Genomic DNA, 18,346 nt, shown 5'->3' with positions numbered 1-18,346 from the left:
GGTTGTATGTAAAATCGTGAAGAGAGAATGGAGTGAAAAAATGCGAGATTTTGAGAAATTACGGGTATATGTAAAAAAGAAGGAATTTTTAAATGGTATATCAGAAATTCAAAAAGAAATTGAGGAAATAAGATCGAAAAAATCCCTTTCATACTTGAAAGAGTGGTTAGGCACAATTTCTTCAGAAGAAGATTTTTATACACTTATTCAATTGTTTGATGAAGGCTTGATGCCGTCTTATAGTAGATTTGTTGTGAGATATGCACATCGTCATTTTAATAGCTTTCGTACGCTTACTTGGTTTTGTGATGATTTAATTGATGAACGAAAATCATTAGATGCAGAGGATTTATTAAAAGAGGCATTACAAAAAGAAGGTACAACTGTTGAAAAAGAGCATCTTGCCAAAGCATATTTTGTATTGGCACGCTGCATACTTGAAATGCGCCGTTATGAAGAAGCATATACATATATGAAGAAAGCAGAAGAGTTAAGTGAGATTCCTATTTTTGATAAGTGGGGCTACTTTTATTTATTTAAAGGCGATTGGCTGAAAGCAGAAGAAGTGTTTCGAAAAGGAATGAATTGTGAGGAATGTGCAGATACATCAACATATTTATTTGCCGAGTTGCATTCCATGAAAGGAGAACATGAAAAATCCTTACAAATCATTACGGAAGCGATGAGGAAATTTCCACAAGTTCCGTTCTTTTATTTAGAAAAGGTGAAAAGATTATATGATAAAAAATCATATGATGAGTTGAGTCGAGTTTTACATGAAGTTCAAAAGTTGTTGCCATTTCATAGTTATCAATTGTATTTCTCACAAATATGGGCAGAAATCTATTATACGAAAGGTGATTGGACTGCTCTGCAAACATTGTTAGAAAGTGAGAATAGTTTAAAAGATTCACCTTATCATAACACACTACGATTTGATGAGAAAAAAGAAGTGATGCTACCGATTACACCTGTCGTGCAGAAAGATAATTATTGTGTGCCTGCAAGTATAGAAATGATATTGAAGCTTTTTGGAAAGCACGAAACGCAAGATGAAATTGCTAAGCATACTTTTGATGGAATAGGGTCGAAGTTGTCAAAAACAGTTGAATATGTAGAATCGATTGGTTATAAAAGTCGTTTCTTTGTAGGTACAGTGGACATGTATAAAAAATTTATCGATGCTAATGTTCCGATTTTGCTTAGTGTCGATATAGATCATGTTTCACATGTACAATTGTTAGTCGGTTATAACGATCAGTTGCAAGTTTTGTATATTCAAGATCCAAATTTTGCAGAGCGCATTCTTGTCACATATGAAGAATTTGCGAAGCAGTATTTAAATACAAATTATTTATCCATCGCGATTGTTCCAAAAGAGAAAAATGATCTCCTTTCTTCTTTATGTGAAGATGATGATTTGTATTTTCGTCGTATTTTTTCGTTAACAGATCAAATGGAATTTGCTGAACATGACGATGTGGAAGCTTTGTTAAAATTTTTACATGAGCATAAAGAAAATCCGTACACATGGCTATATACGATTAAGCATTTAGATTTACAGGATGGAAAGGAGTTTGTATATAGCTGTATCGAACGTGCTTTACATGCTTATCCGGAATCGGATTATGTGAAACTTCATGCCGCGCAATGCTTTGTGCGTATTGAAGAATTGGAACAAGCATATACAGTATTAGAACAGGTAAAGCATAAAATCGATAATCCATTCTATCACTTCATTCAAGGGCGCATTGCGATGGATGAATCTCGTTCTCACGATATGATTGCAAGTTTTCGTGCGTCGCTCCAACTAGATCCTGACCAGCCGGTAGCTTGGAGTTATATGGGAATTGGCTATATGTATTTAGATGATGTAGAAAAGGCTTTAAAGTACTCGTTCATTGCAGTGAGTCGCCACGAAGATCGTTTTGTTTTCATTAATCATGCCCTTATTTTAATGGATGCAGACCGGGACGAAGAAGCATATGATGTGTTTAATACGCTGCTAAAACAATATAAACGCGACGGATATGTATGGTGCGAACGTGCTAGGTGTGCTTATAAATTAGGAAAGTTAAGATCAGCAATCCGTGGACTTCGTATCGGTAAAGAATTAGATCAGCAGCTCCCGTTGCCATATATCATGTTAGCTGATATTTATGAAGCAGAACTAGACGATGAAAGAAAAGCAGAAGAGGTTTTACTTGAAGGAATGCAAAATGATGTTCAGTCAGCTGTATTATATGCGAAATTAGGAGATTTGTATTTAGAACGAGAGCAATATGAAAAAGCACAGAAAATGTATGAAACAGGGCTTCAATATGACAAGCAAGATGTGCCTTGTCATCTGGGGATAAGTGAAGTCTACATGAAACAAGGGAGCTATGAAGCTGGAAAACAATATATTTTTAGCTTGAAAGAACAGTTTGCTGAAGATAGTGACTTCCTTATTAATGCCGGGAAAATATTATGGAATGCGGCTATGGATCAAAATATAGAGCAAAGGGAAATAGAATCAGCTTTAACGATAACGGAAGAAGGAATTGTTTGTATACAAAATAATTTCCGAGATGCACTAGAAATATATGTAACGCAGCTGGAGGATACACCATTTTTACAAAGAGGGATTTCGTTTTTAAATACTTTAGTTGAAAAAGATAGTAGTAATATAGATTATATATGCTATTTAGGCATATTACAGGAGTCAGCTGGAAGTTATATAAAAGCCATTCAGCTGTATGAGCGAGCGGCGCAGATGACTGAAGATACATTCCCTCATTTTAGGCTGGGAGAAGCATATAAAGCATTAGAGGAATGGGAAGAAGCAAAGAAGACTTATTTGAAATGTGTACAACGAGATTCTACGTTCGCTATTGCTCATTTGAAATTAGCTGAAATTTACTTTGTTGAGGAAGATATAGTAAAAGAGCAGCATCATATGTTTGAAGGCTGTAAATATGCACCTCTATTAGTAAATATGGAACATTTAGCAAATATATCAGTAAAAGTTGAGCGTCATGAGGAGCTGATTGCGGCTTTAAACAAAAAGAAAGGTATTGTTTCTGAATCATGGCGTTTGAATAGTCTTGCATATGTGTACGGTGCATCTGGTGATGGGCAGAAAGAACGTGTTTATGTAGAACAGGCGCTTGCACAGGAAAATGACCATGAAGAGATATTACATCATTATGCGAAAATATTACTTGCCGCACACGAAAAAGAAGGCTTACATGTTATTGAAAATCTTATTATGCAAAATGTTCACAATGAAGAAGTGTATGCAACGTATGTAGATGGGTTGCGAACGCAAAGAAAAAGTATAAGTGATAGTTTAGCTGATTTGAAAATATCAAATGAAGAAAAAAGCTCTGCGTTTATGTATGCAGCTTCTGCACTTGAACAAAAATTTATTAAACAGATGGAGCAGGAGGAACAAACAGGAGCATTTTTTACAAAAATGTATCGTCGTATTCGAAAGCGTGCACAAGATGTTCTTTCTATCACTTCTATTATTGATCTTTATGAAACTGCAATCCGCCTAGATCAGACAAACGACGCAGCAGTGCAGCGGTTTTCCCACTTTTATGTAAATGCTAATCTCATTGATGATGCACTAGAAGTATTGCGTAAGTCGCTCAAAAATCATTGGAATTATGAAGTTGCACATCAACTTGTTATGCTACTTTTAGAATATGCAAATGAAAATAAGACATGGCTGCAAGAAGCATTGTGTGAAACGGAACGCATTTTGCAAGAACGGCCGATGGACGCACCGATTCGAATGCTGCAGGGCACGATATTACTTGATTTACACAAGGAAGAAGAAGGGGAGCAAATTCTCCGTGCTTTAGCAGAGGATGTTCCGATGATCAGTGGTAGTTTTATGTATTTAGGTGCTCTTTACAATAAGCAAGAGCGTTACCGGGAAGCGATTGCTGTATTGGAGAAAGGATTAGAGCATCACCCAGAAGAGGATGAACTATATATTGGGCTCGGTGTTTCTCATCATTTAAACGGTGATACGGAAAAAGCGTTACGGCTCATGAATGATGTATTATCGATTGACGAGTCCCATTTGAATGCAAGATATAATAAAGCATGCTATTTAGTTGTATTAAATCGAAATGAAGAAGCAATTGCTGAATTAGAGCGTGTACTGCAAGAAGATGAAAGCGGCTATTTTGCAGAAGTAATGGAGGACGATCCAGAGTTAAAAAGTATTAAAAAGTATGTGAAGCAGTATATTTGATATATGTGGGGAAAGTTTATAAATTAAAAGATGATATCGGATGAGTAGAAGGAGTAAGAGAGATAGTTCTTCTAATTACTTTTAAAAAAATAAAGAAAAACAACTTGCAATTCGTCATTCAAAAGGATAGAATATTCCGTAAATATAAAAAGTGATGAGCAGGAAAAGTACATCGTGACCTGATCTACAGAGAGCAATCGGTAGCTGAGAAGATTGCGATGCAGCGTGATGGAAAGACACCTGTGAGCGTTATTTTGAACGTGAACAACTAGTAAAAGTAAACGGCACCTACCGTTATCAGGCGAAAAGTGGTCAATGTGACAATTTGGGTGGTACCGCGGTTAAATCCGTCCCTTATATAGGGGCGGATTTTTGTATTCTTTGAAAGGAGGTGAGCGGCCGTGGATGATGATGATAACGATAATAATAAACATACAATCATACAATTAATAGTAGGAGGCGGAATGTATGAGTCAACAAACGAAGCGGTCGCTTATTAGCGAATGTACATCGCATGAAACAGTTGTGTTAAAAGGATGGGTGAAGAAAATTCGCCATCTCGGAAATATAAGCTTTTTATTACTCCGTGACCGAACAGGCGTCATGCAATGTGTACTTGAAAAAGAATGGGCCGGATATAAGGTAGAAGTAGAAAGTGTTGTGCAAGTTACAGGAAAAGTAATTGAGACAGATAAAACGGAACTTGGAGTAGAATTATTAGTTGAGGATGTACAGCTTCTAAACAGTACAGAGCCAATTCCATTTGAAGTGAATAAAAAGAAACTGCAAGTTGGTTTAGACCAAATGTTAAACTCTCGAACGTTGTCACTTCGACATGAACGAGTGCAAGCGATTTTTACAATTCAATCAATGCTTGCCCATGCTTTTAGCGAATATTTACTTCAAAATGATTTTACGAGAATTTTCACACCGAAAATTGTCTCACAAGGGGCGGAAGGCGGAGCAAACGTATTTCAGTTTCAATATTTTGAAAAAGATGCATACTTAGCACAATCACCGCAGTTTTATAAGCAGATGATGGTGGCGGGTGGATTAGAACGTGTTTTTGAAGTGGCACCTGTGTACCGTGCTGAACATCATAATTCATCTCGTCATTTAAACGAATACATTTCCTTAGACGTCGAACTTGCGTTTATTGAAGACTTTTATGAAGTAATGAAGCTTGAAACAGATGTACTTCGGTATATGTTTGAAAAAGTGCAGCAATGTTGTGCTAAGGAGTTGCAGTTGCTTCAAATTGACATACCAGTTATTACAGAAATTCCGAAATTAACGATTACGGAAGCACGAAGCATTTTACAAAGAGAGTATCGAAAAGAATCACCAATAGGCGATTTAGACTCAGAAGGAGAAAAACTGCTTGGAAAGTATGTAAAAGAAGTATATAATAGCGATTTCGTCTTTATCACCCATTACCCGAAAGAGACGCGCCCGATGTATACAATGCCAAATCAAGAGAATCCTTCTGTCACAGACTCATTTGATTTATTGTATAAAGGATTAGAAATTACATCAGGTGCGCAGCGCATTCATAATTATGATATGTTAGTTCGTTCTTTTGGAGAAAAGGGATTAAACGTAGAAAACTTCCAATCCTATATCGATACATTCCGCTATGGATGTCCGCCGCATGGTGGATTTGCGATTGGATTAGAACGACTTGTATATAAATTTTTAAATTTATCGAATGTTCGTGAAGCAAGCGCATTTCCAAGAGACTGTACGCGGTTAGTACCGTAATATATGAAATAATCCCCGGTTAATATGTAATACTGAATTTACAGTTATTGAAGTTTAGGTAGTGTTATTACACGACGACCTATGTTGTTTAACAATGCAATTTACTGGTGTATCAACGATTCGGTTGATGCACCTTTTTTTGTGGTTTTATTACTATTTTTATTACTACTTTTAAACCTACATTATTTATGTTTATCACTACTTTATTACTACATTTGTTGAAGTCCTCATAAAAAAACATGTATACGTATGGAAAGGAAAAAAACAGCCCCGACTGGGGCTGTTAACATAAGGTTCGAAGGCGGAAGTCAATGTATTTTGTTTATTTAGGGGGTTCCGCCAACATTTAGCCGATTTATAAATTTAGGTAAATTCTATCGCCTAAAGCAATAAGCTTACTTCATATTTAGTTACGTTACACTCGTAGGGTTTAGCCCCCACACGATTAGCCCCCACCTCACACCCAAAAACAAGGAAAATAACGGAACCTGGTAATACACCCTTTATTGTGGGCAGGGTTGCACATATTTATAAAAAAAATACGCTTGTCCAATCCATTATCATTCTCTAGCATTTAATATTACAAAGGGGGTGAGAACATGGGAAACAATGAAAAAATCACGTTTCGATTTGTAAAAGATGGAGAAGAAATTAATTTGGGAAATCTTGCTGATAAACAAAAAATTGTCATTGTCATTAATAATCAGATTACATTTGCACCGAATACAACACAAATTGCCAGTGGAGCCGGACAAAACAGTGCAGCAGGAAGTAATGCAGCAATCGATTCATCGAATACCAGACAGCAACAATCGGTGGGCGCTGGAGGCGAAGCGATAAATAAAGGAATTAGTGAGGATCAGATTGAGCCGCATAAAATGAAAAAAGAAAATTCGGATGAAGAGGTAGAATTTGTGCTTATCATCAATAATCAAATTAATGAAACTAGTGAGGAACAGGCTAGTGCTACTCAAGTGGCCAGTGGTGGTGGAGATGACAGTGCAGCGGGAACCAACGCTGCCATCGAAAGTTCTAATACCAAACAGCAACATGCAGTGGGAGGCGGAACGGATAGTTTGGCAAAAAACGCAGGTGAAGAAGGCGACCAAATAGAAGAAGGCGACCAAACAGAAAAAAACAAAAAATGCAAAAAACGCGATTAAAGAAAGAAAAAATCTGGATCTTTGGATCCAGATTTTTTTTGACACGGAAGTTTTTTTGAACGTTTAAGTGAAGATAATCCAGATTCTCAAAAAGAATTCTTTGAGGAAGCATATCTTCATTTAGGGAGTTTGAACTTTTAAAAACAGATAGAAATCTAAAACATGTTTATCGTCAATACATGCGTCTAACGAAAGCTGAGCTGGTAGTCCGTTTGATAGAAGTGAGCAATACATCGCGGAAGAAAATAATAAATATCTATCAGATTTATTTAAGAACTACGAAGGATAAAAGTCGTGATAAAACCATAGGTTGTCGTAATAAAAAAGTAGCAGTGTGTCGTAATAAAAGGAGTGGATTCCCCACTCCTTTCTTTTTTTTCTATAATTGTTAAACAGCATAGGTCGTCGTAAAAGAATACTACCTAAACTTCACTTTTTATATTTTTCAGTAAAATAGTGTACCGGGGATTTGTTATGAGACTCTATTTTCAATTCGTAACCGAAATAATCCACAATATCCAATGGGCACCTGGTACAAAAAGTACTTGGGCAAGTAATGTTCCTAAAAACCTGGAAATCATGAGCCATCCATACATTTTTCCCATTGTTTCTGCTCCGTTCTCTTTTTGGAGAGCTCGTTCGGTTAATAGAGCGATTCGTGGGTCTAATAGTACAGTTAATAAGATTGTTGCAAATCCGTTAACGAGACCAGAAGCCGTACTTGCATTCGTTGCGTAGGCTGGATTTAAAAAAGAGGCGTATAAAGCAGAAAGAACACCTGCTGTATAAATAGCAGTAGCAAACATATTAATGAGCATAATTCGCTTTGGGATACCGCCAACTCGCATCCGATGAATCATTTCCAATTTTGGAAAACGGACATATTTTTTTGTGTATTTTAGTTTTTGAATGTTATTTGTTTTCATCATGCGAATGAAAGAACCGTCTGTTTCAAAGTTTTTAATCACATAGCTAAATAGTTTTGTCAGAGTCGGATACAAAAAGATGGCTAGTAATGTACCGATGGAAGCGGCTAATAAAATAAGACGAATAGTTCCTTCTAAATTGATAGAAGCGTCTTGCTTTGCTTGATCGACGATACCGCCAAGCAAAAAAGCTTGCAGTAAGTTAGATGTTCTCGCAACAAGTAACACGATTCCAACTACAGATAAGGAAACAGCAATCTTTTTTAAGCGAATGCCTGCAAGGCGGATACTATAAGAACTTGTTTCTACTGCATGAATGATAACTGTAAAAACTACTATAAAAATTAATTTTGTTGTCATATGTATTCACCATCTATTACAAATTGGAAAATAAATCTAATCATACATGATGAGAAGGGTTTTGTACATCTTGATTTTTTGTTAGGTGGCGGCTTGTAGGTAGTTTGTTAACAGAATATTTACATTTGAATAATTGTTTTGTAAAATAGTAAAGATTGTGGCTAGGATGGTAAGGGGATGGGGATGAAAATATATTACAGTAACCGAGCGGAGGGGAATAAATGTATACAACTTTTTTATTCGACTTAGATGGCACATTAACAGATCCAAAAGAAGGTATTGTAAACTCGGTCACATATGCGTTAAGAAAAATGGGGACAGATGAGCAAGATGATAAAAAATTACTATCTTTTATCGGCCCGCCAATTCAACATTCGTTTGCTAGCATATATAGAATGAATGAAAAACAAGTAGCAGAAGCAGTAACGTATTATCGTGAATATTTTCAAGATAAAGGAATGTTTGAGAATCAAATATATGAGCATATTCCTAGTGTTTTAAAAGATTTAAAGAATGCAAGGAAGCGTTTATTTGTGGCAACGTCTAAGCCAACTATATTTGCAAAACAAATTTTAGAGCACTTTCAACTTGCACATTATTTTGAAGAGATTGTCGGTAGTAATTTAGATGGTACGCGTATTGCAAAAACGGACATTATTCAGCATATTTTACATACATATCATGATTTAAAGAAAGAACATGTGGTTATGGTAGGCGATCGAGAGCACGATATAATTGGAGCGCAGCAAGTTGGAATTGATTCTATCGGAGTAATGTATGGATATGGTAGTAAAGAAGAATTAGTGGCAGCGGGAGCTACTCATATTATTGAAGATGTAGAACATATAGAGAGGTTTCATTATGTGTTAGAACAGTAATAGATTGATTAGATTTGTTTGGAAAGACAAGGTCGTCACCTTGTCTTTTTTTGTATAGAGATGTTGTAAAAAAATGACTATATTTGGGATTTAAAAGAGGGATTTTAGTTGCGAAGTGGAATTGTAAAGGTAGTTTGTTATGTAAATTGTTTTTTCTAGCATAGCTAGTTTAGGGATGAAAAAAGAAGGAGGGGGTATATTTGCAAGGAGTTTCAGAATTTCGAGTGCCTGAGACAGTCTTATATGGAACAAATGCATTAGAAAAACTAGGAGAAAGAGCTATTCAGTATGGTAAGAAAGCATTAATAATAAGCGATTCTATTATGAATGAGCTTGGTTATGTAGAAAGGTGTAAGAAAATGTTAGCATCACAAAAAATAGAAGTTGTGACTTTTATTGATGTGAATACTGAGCCGACAGATGAGCATGTAGTAAAAGCATTATCTGTTTGTAAAAAGAATGAATGCGATCTTGTTATAGGACTTGGCGGAGGAAGTTGTATTGATGTTGCAAAGACCGTTGCTGTTATCGCAACAAACGGAGGGAACATTGGGGAATACGCTGGTAATCAATATCCGATAACAAAGGTACCTCTATCTCTTATTGTTATTCCAACGACTGCTGGAACAGGATCTGAAGTTACGAGTGCAACTGTTATTACAAATACAAGCACAGATGTAAAAATGATGATTAAGCACCCAAGTTTTATACCTCAAGTAGCTATTGTGGACCCATTATTAACGATGTCTACTCCATCTCATGTAACAGCTGCAACAGGAATAGATGCGTTATGTCATGCGATAGAGGCATATATTTCTCGATTGTCACAACCTCTTACTGATATATTTGCACTTTCAGCAATTGAAAAGATTATGAAATATCTCCGTATTGCTTATGAAGATGGCCAAAATGTAGAAGCTAGAGAGCAGATGATGCTTGCCTCAATGGAAGCGGGAATTGCTTTTACAAATGCGTCTGTAACACTAGTTCATGGAATGTCCCGTCCTATCGGGGCAATGTTTCATGTTCCTCATGGTCTATCAAATGCGATGCTCCTTCCAGCAGTATTAGAGTTTACGAAAGATTATACAGTGAAACGTCTTTCTGATATTGGGCGTAAGATCAGACCTGATTTGAAAGCGTTATCAAATGAAGAGTTTGCAAATATTACTGTCAATGAAATAAAGCATCTTTGTACAGATTTACGTATTCCAAATATGAACGAGTATGGAATACATAAGGATGAATTTGAACTGGTTATAGCAAAGATGGCGAAGGATGCGCTTGCAAGTGGGAGTCCAAGTAACAATCCTCGTATTCCTTCGTATGAAGAAGTGATTGAATTATATCGAATTTGCTACGATTATAACTTTGTAGATCGCGAAGAAATTGTGTAAGAATAAAGTGAAACTTCCATCAATGGGGGCTTTATCCCTCACTGATGGTTAGTTGAACTAATCGGGCTTTTACGGACAGTTATCCCCCACCTATCTTCTTCGCTTTTCTTTGAATCTTGAGGTGGGGGTCTTACTGTCCGTTAATGCGGGATAAAATCAATTTATGTTAAATAAACTGAAAATTCTATAAAAATTTCCTTGGAAATTACAAAGGAGGAACGTATGGAATTAGTAATTATTTTATTAGCACTTAGTATGCTAATGTTTGTAGCATATCGCGGATTTTCTGTCATTTTATTTGCTCCGATTTGTGCTCTGTTTGCAGTTTTGTTAACAGAGCCGACTTATGTATTACCTTTTTTCTCAAATATTTTTATGGAGAAAATGGTTGGCTTTATTAAATTATATTTCCCTGTATTTTTACTAGGAGCGATTTTCGGAAAAGTAGTTGAAATGTCAGGAATCGCAGAATCTATCGCAAAGACAATTATCCAAATTGTTGGTGTGAAACGGACTATACTTGCAATTGTATTAATGGGAGCTATTTTAACATATAGTGGTGTCAGTGTATTTGTTGTGGCATTTGCTATATTTCCGTTTGCAGATAATTTGTTTCGTGAGGCAAATATTCCTAAACGTTTGATTCCTGGTACAATTGCGCTTGGGGTTCTTACCTTTACAATGGATGCACTTCCAGGAACACCGCAAATTCAAAATGTTATTCCGACAACCTTTTTCAAGACAGATATTTATGCCGGTCCTTTCTTAGGAATTACAGGAGCTATTTTTGTTTTCATAGTCGGTATGGTGTATTTGGAAAGACGCCGTCGTAAAGCAGAAGCGCAAGGCGAAGGGTATTATGGATTTAAAGATGGAAATGCTGAAATGGCAGCATCCATCGAAGCGGAACAAAACGTAAGACCGTCAATCCAAACGGTTGATATTACACCACTTCGTCAAGTACTTGCCTTCGTTCCGCTTATTTTAGTAGGTGTGATGAACAAATTTTTTACAATTGCTATTCCAAAATGGTATCCAAATGGTTTTGATTTTGCATCTATTGGTTTAAAAAGTTTTGGGAAAGTAGAACTGTCTGGAGTACTTGGGGTGTGGTCAGTAGAATTAGCACTTGTAATTGGCATTGTAACAACAATTCTTTTAAATTGGAAGCGTGTATTTGTAGATTTTCAAACTGGGTTAAATGCAAGTATTGGCGGAGCATTACTAGCGGCAATGAATACAGGTGCAGAGTACGGATTTGGTGGCGTGATTGCAGCGCTCCCAGGATTTGGGGTAATTCGTGATAGTATTTCAACAACTTTTACGAATCCGCTTGTTAATGGAGCGGTTACGACAAATGTGCTTGCGGGTATAACAGGATCGGCTTCTGGGGGAATGGGAATTGCATTAAGTGCAATGTCTGATAAATATATTGCAGCTGCAGAGCAATTTGATATTCCATTAGAAGTTATGCATCGCATTATTGCGATGGCATCAGGAGGAATGGATACATTACCGCATAATGGAGCTGTTATTACATTACTTGCAGTAACGGGATTAACGCATAAACAATCGTATCGTGATATTTTTGCACTTACAATTATTAAAACTGTTGCGGTATTTGTTGTAATTGGCACGTATAGTTTAACAGGTCTTGTATAATATTCAGAAAGAAGAGAGAGTTAAGTGCTTTCTCTTCTTTTATTTACATAATATTATTATGTAAATAAAAGTATTATTCATGGAAAGTATTCAGAAAATATATTATAATGTAAGTGGTTACAAAAAGGGGGGGATACGATGTTTTCGTTACAACCGATCGCTTTTGTACATAATGAACGAATCAATATAGAAGATGATTTGTGGGGCGAAATAGAATCTATTATTGAATTGATAGAGCCGTATACAGAAGAAAGTTTACAAGGAATTGAACAATTTTCACATATTGAAGTTATTTTTTATTTTGATAGAGTGACTGATGCTAACATTCAGTATACGGCAAGACATCCTCGTAATAATGAACAGTATCCGAAAATCGGTATTTTTGCACAGCGGGGGAAAAATCGTCCGAATAAATTAGGTGCTACGATTGTAAAAGTAGTACGAAGAGAAGGAAAACGATTAGTTGTACAAGGGTTAGATGCGATTGATGGTACCCCTATTTTAGATATGAAGCCAGTTATGAAAGAGTTTTTGCCAAGGGAAGAAATTAAACAACCAAACTGGGCAACGGATTTAATGAAGAACTATTGGAAAGGAAGCGAAGAGAAGTGAAAATATATCAAGCATCTATGGCAGACTTACAAGGAGTAGCACCATTATTTAATGAGTATCGTATGTTTTATAGACAAGATTCTAATATAGAAGAAGCAGAACAATTTTTACGTGAACGTTTAGAGCGAAAAGAATCAATTATTTTTGTAGCAGTAGAAGATGGGAAGTGTGTTGGGTTTACGCAGCTATATCCTTCTTTTTCTTCTATTTCTATGAAAGAGTTGTGGATTTTAAATGATTTATTTGTGCAAAAAGATGTGAGAGGAACTGGAATAGGGAAAGAACTGCTAAAAGCGGCGAAACAATTTGGTTTGGAGACAGGTGCAAAAGGGCTAAAACTCCAAACTGAAGTCGATAATGTAACAGCACAGCGTTTATATGTAGAGAATGGTTATATAAGAGATAGTCATTATTTTCATTATGAATTAAATTTATAAAAATCCATATATGACTAGTGATACATAACCAAGCATATGACGATTTAGTCTCATAACATATGAATGTGTAGGGACAAGTTTTTCATAGAGACATAGCTTTAGTATTTTCATCGTTGAGGTATGCAAGGACGAGTGGAGTAATTAAACAGCAATGCCGTTTTAAATGGCATTGCTGTTTTTATTTTGATATAGGGTGTGTAAAGAGCCAAGAAACAGCGTCCTCTAAATTTTCTGCAATATAATTAGCTTCCATGTTCGTCCATTTATGACGATATGTATGCAGAGCATCGTATCCAGCACCTGTTTGTACTAAAATTGTTGTTGCGCCGACTTTTATACCTGCAACGATATCACTCCAGCGATCGCCGATTATAACACATTTTGTTAAGTCAAGATGATGTTTTTTCGCCGCTTGAAGAAGCATTCCGGTTCCAGGTTTACGGCATATACAGCCATCACTGTGCCGGTGTGGACAAAGATATATGTCGTCAAAACCGAATGCTGTTAATTCCTCAATAAAGTCTTTCTTTGTTGCTTTGCCATCAGCTATACCAGGTTGGTTTGTAAAAGAAAATAATTGTATATTTTGTTCTTTTAGTTTATTTAGAGTCATCTTAGTAAATGAAAATAATTGGAATTCTCCAGGATAATGAATTGTCGTATCGCCGCCGATTGTACCGTCACGGTCGATGAAAATAGCTTCGATGTTTCGTTTATTTTCCATATTATATATCCTTTCTCGTCGGTTGTTAGAAATGTTTTAGGTTGAATAACAAAACATTATTTTTAACTCAAACTATAAGGTATTCTACTATCAACATTGTTTTCCTGCATATAAAGTGAAACTTCCATCAGTGGGGTGCTTCATTCCCCACTGACGGAAAGCTCTCACCAATCGGGCTTTTACGGCCAGTTATTCCCGACCTATCTTCTTCGCTTTTCTCTGCATCTTGAGATGGGGGCTTACTGCCCGTTAATGCGGGATGAATTGCATCTTTGCTGTGTTTTAGATTGAAAAGTATTTTTATAGAAAAATATGTTATTATTTTCATAGGTATTTATTGTAATTTTTTGTAGAGAGAGGGGTATATGTGCTGCAAGTTAACATAAAATCGGCTGGATACGAAGTTGGAGAGCAAACGATTCATAATATTTCCTTTTCAATTGAACAAGGTGAACTAGTTGCTTTAATTGGTGCAAACGGAGCAGGAAAGAGTACAACAATAAAATCGATTCTTGGATTATTGGCGCATATGGATGGAGAAGTTTCGTTTGGAGATAAAAAGAATCCATATGCATATGTACCTGAACATCCGACGTATTATGATTACTTAACATTATGGGAACATATTGAACTTTTAATGGCTGCTAGGGATGTTGAATCAGGGAGCTGGGAAACACAAGCGGAAGAGTTGTTGCGTATGTTTCGGATGGACAAGCATAAGCATGAATATCTATCAAAGTTTTCAAAAGGAATGAAACAAAAGTCCATGCTCATTTTAGCTTTTTTAACAGAGCCGGATTTTTATATTATTGATGAACCGTTTATTGGATTGGATCCGACAGCGACTCGTGATTTTCTCAATTTTTTATATAAAGAAAAAGAACGCGGTGCAGGCATTTTACTGTGCACGCATGTGCTAGATACAGCAGAAAGAATATGTGAGCGTTTCTTATTAATTTCAGGAGGAACTTTATTTGCAAATGGAGATTTACATAGTATTCAAACACTTGCTAACATGCCAGAAGGCACATTGTTAGATTGTTTTGATGTGATTGTAAGGCGGGAACAACATGATTAGAAAACTATTTTATAAAAGGTTGTTTCATGAGGTAAAACGAAAGTGGAAAGCAGTACGCTCTGTTGTCGATTGGACCATCGCATTATACTTAATTGTTCCAGCACTTGTATTTAGCTGGATATATTATGCTTCACTTTGGAAGAATGGACCGACACCTGAAGATGTATTATATTGGTCTGTCGGATTTCTTGTGTTTTATGTAGCGACATTTTCAAGAAGTGTACGCTCATTTTTAGAACAAGCAGATAGTTTGTTTTTAATTCAATTTCCATATCATATAAAACAAATGATGAAATATGGTATGATCTATTCTTTTTTCCGTATTTGTTTCACGAGTGCACTTATAACCATACTGTTTCTACCAATCTTTTTGAAAAGCTTAAAGGGAACTGGCGTACAAGCTTTTTTCTGTTTTGTATTTTTGATTTGTTTTCGTTTCACACTTGTCCTGCTACAACGTTATATTGATGTTCGATTCCATAAGCAGTGGCAAGTGATGATCATAAAAAATATTCTCTTTTTTGTAGGGATTGTATATATAGGTATAACGTGTAGATACGTACTACAACAGTCTTTTTATACGTTTTTTTTCTTTTTGCTTCTCTTTATCATAAGTTTTTTCTTAGTAAAGGAAAAACTGCACTACCATCGCTTCTTCTTTAAAGAAATTGAAAAAGAAAAAGGAGAAGAAATGAGATGGACAAAGCAAATTATGACACTGGGAGGTCAAGTACAAAAAACTACAAATGCAGCGAAGCCGTGGTTATTTCCGCGCTCTAAACGTATATTAATAGGAAATAGCAATGATTCTAGAATTATTGAAGCTTTTTTAAAGGAATATTTTCGTTCGGGCGATGCTGGTGGTTTGTACATTCGTATCATTCTTATTAGTGGAAGTGCGATTTGGATTGCGCCGTGGTGGATTGCTGCAATCGTTATTTTGTTTGCGTTATTTGCAATATTTCGATATTCAAGTGATATATGGAAAGTGTTCTCTGGAAAATTATTTTTACAGTTATATTGTTCAGAAGGGAAAAAACTATGGCTTTCACAAAAAGCGAAGGGATATTTATGTTTGCCAGCTTTATTTGTGTATGGAATTGCAACACTAGCGCAATTTTACGTCATGGTTGCTGGAATTTGTGCAGGAGTTGCGATCATAATAACGGTGTGGATGTTATTTATTCCGCGTAAACGGGCAGTAAAACTCGCGCATCAAGATACTGAAAAAGCCAAGAAGATAAGCGGAGTATAAAGGTATGTAAGTTCCATTAGTGGAGAATGAAGAAAAAACCCTGCTGATGATTAGGGTTGGTTGAACTTTACATTTAACAAAAAAGAGAAGTATAGGTCTTTTAGTTAATCTGTAATGGACACATACATAAAATAGATGAGAACAAAAATGCTTACACCTGAAAAGAGAAAATCAAGATTCAAAAGGAAAACCTCCTAGTAAAATCAAAGAATAATACTTATTATATGAAATCTTACTATTCCATATTCAAATCATTATAAATAATGTTAACGTTAATAAATTTGTAAAGTGCAAAAATTGGCATCATTTTGTATAATGGAAGAAACAGTTACAAAAACATAAGCAAAGAAAGGGAGGGATACAAAATGCCAAATTGGATGAAAAAGACACTCGTCACGTTAATTACTGTATTTACATTTGGATTAGTAACACCTCCTTCTGCACTGCTTGATAATGCAAAAACGGACAAGCCTACAAAACAGCAAAATCTAGAGCGAACGCCGTATACATTCGATGAAAAACAAAATGAGATAAGCTCAGAAGCATTTCTCTCTTATGCGATGGACGAAGCAGAGCGGCAATCAATGGAGAAATTTGGATCGAAAATTGGGCCAGTAATTGAAGATGAGTTTAAAGGTATTGTATTGCCGAAAATAGAAGATGTAATTGCAGAACTTGCAAATGATACACCAAAAGATTCATTACAGTCTTTAGCAATTTCACAAAAGCCAGCTGGTGGGCAACATGAAAAGATTTTTCATGTTTATGATATAAAAACAGGAGATGACTTACTGCGGTTTCACGTAAGACGAGATCATCCGCCGCAAGACGGCTATTATTTTAATTTTCATTACCATCGTTATGAAGATGATTTTATAGCGCACCATGAGCTTGGTGATATTTATTGGAATACGAATACACCGCCGCAATGGCTTTCATAGGAAAAAAAGAACAAGGATATATACTTGTTCTTTTTTTGTAGATAAAGAGAAAGTAAATAAAAGGTTATATTAATTTGAAAGAGAACTCATAAGTATAAAGAATATAAAAGAAATGATAATAAGGAGCATTCGTAATGAATAAATATGTTATTTTTGATTTTGATGGTACGTTAGTAGATTCTAAAGATATCTTTATTCCTATTTTCAATGAAATAGCAGAGAAACACCGTTTTAAGCAGGTAAGAGAAGAGGATGTTGAAGCATTGCGGAAGTTATCAATTCCTGAGAGATGTAAATTGCTTCACGTGCCTCTGTATAAAATCCCTATGATAGCATTAGAGTTTTATAAATTATATCAACCATCGATCTCAAATCTTACTTTGTTCGATGGAATAAGAGATGTTTTGCAGACGTTGAAAGAGAGCGGCTATGAAATTGTCATTGTATCCTCGAACGCTGAGGAGCATATTCGGGAATTTTTACGTCATAATGAAATTGATTTTATTCATGATGTTTTTTGTTCTAATAACATTTTTGGAAAAGATAAAGTGATAAAGAAATTTTTAAAAGCAAATAAACTACAAAATTCCGATGTGATTTATGTTGGAGATGAGCTGCGTGATATTGTATCTTGCAAAAAAATTGGCGTAAAAGTAATTTGGGTAAGCTGGGGCTATGATGTGATAGAAACGGTACAGGATGAATCTCCGAATTACATTGTGAATGTGCCAAAAGAAATTGTAAGTGTTGTGAATTCAAAATAGTATGAAGTGGGAAATGGAGCAAGGGGAATATGCCGGAGAAAACGTTTGAACCTGGTATTCATCATATTGAGTTTTGGGTAGCAAACTTAGAGGAATCTATGAAGTTTTATCGGGGACTGTTTTCTATCATACCTTTCGA

The 18,346-nt window shown here is 35.8% G+C and carries 14 protein-coding genes and 1 other annotated feature; of the genes, 12 read left to right on the top strand and 2 right to left on the bottom strand.

What is annotated here, in order from left to right; genetic code table 11:
- Nucleotides 1-40: 40 nt before the first annotated feature.
- The 3 genes from CN326_RS21880 to CN326_RS21870 all read left to right on the top strand — a co-directional run bounded on the left by CN326_RS21880 (nucleotide 41) and on the right by CN326_RS21870 (nucleotide 7,173).
- Complete coding sequence (locus CN326_RS21880; protein WP_098311084.1) at nucleotides 41-4,249, top strand: tetratricopeptide repeat protein; 4,209 nt, start codon at nucleotides 41-43, stop codon at nucleotides 4,247-4,249.
- Nucleotides 4,250-4,394: 145 nt separating this feature from the next.
- Nucleotides 4,395-4,607: a binding site (T-box leader), on the top strand.
- 110 nt (nucleotides 4,608-4,717) lie between these two features.
- Nucleotides 4,718-6,010: an aspartate--tRNA(Asn) ligase gene (gene aspS / locus CN326_RS21875; protein ID WP_098311083.1), complete on the top strand. Its 1,293-nt coding sequence runs from the start codon at nucleotides 4,718-4,720 to the stop codon at nucleotides 6,008-6,010.
- Nucleotides 6,011-6,609: 599 nt separating this feature from the next.
- Nucleotides 6,610-7,173 carry a hypothetical protein gene (locus tag CN326_RS21870; protein WP_098311082.1) on the top strand — a complete coding sequence of 188 codons (564 nt, stop codon included), beginning with the start codon at nucleotides 6,610-6,612 and terminating at the stop codon, nucleotides 7,171-7,173.
- Nucleotides 7,174-7,661: 488 nt separating this feature from the next.
- Here the strand turns inward: CN326_RS21870 and CN326_RS21865 are convergent, their stop codons facing one another.
- Complete coding sequence (locus tag CN326_RS21865; RefSeq protein ID WP_098311081.1) at nucleotides 7,662-8,459, bottom strand: lipid II flippase Amj family protein; 798 nt, start codon at nucleotides 8,457-8,459, stop codon at nucleotides 7,662-7,664.
- A gap of 221 nt (nucleotides 8,460-8,680) precedes the next feature.
- Between CN326_RS21865 and CN326_RS21860 the strand changes: the two genes are divergently transcribed.
- The 5 genes from CN326_RS21860 to CN326_RS21840 all read left to right on the top strand — a co-directional run bounded on the left by CN326_RS21860 (nucleotide 8,681) and on the right by CN326_RS21840 (nucleotide 13,445).
- A complete protein-coding gene (locus tag CN326_RS21860) occupies nucleotides 8,681-9,337 on the top strand; it encodes an HAD family hydrolase (protein ID WP_098311080.1) in 657 nt (218 codons plus the stop codon).
- 200 nt (nucleotides 9,338-9,537) lie between these two features.
- Nucleotides 9,538-10,734: an iron-containing alcohol dehydrogenase gene (locus CN326_RS21855; protein ID WP_098311079.1), complete on the top strand. Its 1,197-nt coding sequence runs from the start codon at nucleotides 9,538-9,540 to the stop codon at nucleotides 10,732-10,734.
- Nucleotides 10,735-10,956: 222 nt separating this feature from the next.
- A complete protein-coding gene (locus CN326_RS21850) occupies nucleotides 10,957-12,396 on the top strand; it encodes a GntP family permease (RefSeq protein WP_098311078.1) in 1,440 nt (479 codons plus the stop codon).
- 138 nt (nucleotides 12,397-12,534) lie between these two features.
- Entirely contained in the window at nucleotides 12,535-13,008 is a 474-nt protein-coding gene (gene tsaA / locus CN326_RS21845; RefSeq protein WP_098311077.1) for a tRNA (N6-threonylcarbamoyladenosine(37)-N6)-methyltransferase TrmO, read from the top strand.
- A complete protein-coding gene (locus CN326_RS21840) occupies nucleotides 13,005-13,445 on the top strand; it encodes a GNAT family N-acetyltransferase (protein WP_098311076.1) in 441 nt (146 codons plus the stop codon). Before tsaA ends, CN326_RS21840 begins: the two co-directional genes overlap by 4 nt.
- 178 nt (nucleotides 13,446-13,623) lie before the next feature.
- Here the strand turns inward: CN326_RS21840 and CN326_RS21835 are convergent, their stop codons facing one another.
- Nucleotides 13,624-14,169, bottom strand: a complete 546-nt coding sequence (locus CN326_RS21835; RefSeq protein WP_098311075.1) for an HAD-IIIA family hydrolase — start codon at nucleotides 14,167-14,169, stop codon at nucleotides 13,624-13,626.
- 367 nt (nucleotides 14,170-14,536) lie between these two features.
- Between CN326_RS21835 and CN326_RS21830 the strand changes: the two genes are divergently transcribed.
- The 4 genes from CN326_RS21830 (at nucleotide 14,537) to CN326_RS21815 (ending at nucleotide 18,207) form a co-directional block, all read left to right on the top strand.
- Nucleotides 14,537-15,247, top strand: a complete 711-nt coding sequence (locus CN326_RS21830) for an ABC transporter ATP-binding protein (protein WP_098311074.1) — start codon at nucleotides 14,537-14,539, stop codon at nucleotides 15,245-15,247.
- Nucleotides 15,240-16,502: an ABC transporter permease gene (locus CN326_RS21825; RefSeq protein WP_098311073.1), complete on the top strand. Its 1,263-nt coding sequence runs from the start codon at nucleotides 15,240-15,242 to the stop codon at nucleotides 16,500-16,502. The genes CN326_RS21830 and CN326_RS21825 overlap by 8 nt, the downstream gene beginning before the upstream one ends.
- A gap of 365 nt (nucleotides 16,503-16,867) precedes the next feature.
- On the top strand, nucleotides 16,868-17,443 hold the full coding sequence (locus CN326_RS21820; protein ID WP_098311072.1) for a YpjP family protein: 576 nt from the start codon (nucleotides 16,868-16,870) through the stop codon (nucleotides 17,441-17,443).
- A 134-nt stretch (nucleotides 17,444-17,577) separates the two neighbouring features.
- Nucleotides 17,578-18,207 carry an HAD-IIIA family hydrolase gene (locus tag CN326_RS21815; protein WP_098311071.1) on the top strand — a complete coding sequence of 210 codons (630 nt, stop codon included), beginning with the start codon at nucleotides 17,578-17,580 and terminating at the stop codon, nucleotides 18,205-18,207.
- The last annotated feature ends 139 nt before the right edge of the window (nucleotides 18,208-18,346 follow it).

Source organism: Bacillus sp. AFS018417, assembly GCF_002560985.1.
In the GTDB taxonomy this organism is placed as follows: domain Bacteria; phylum Bacillota; class Bacilli; order Bacillales; family Bacillaceae_G; genus Bacillus_A; species Bacillus_A rhizoplanae.
The sequence above is the reverse complement of the archived record's forward strand: the minus strand, read 5'-3'. Positions and strand labels throughout refer to the sequence as shown.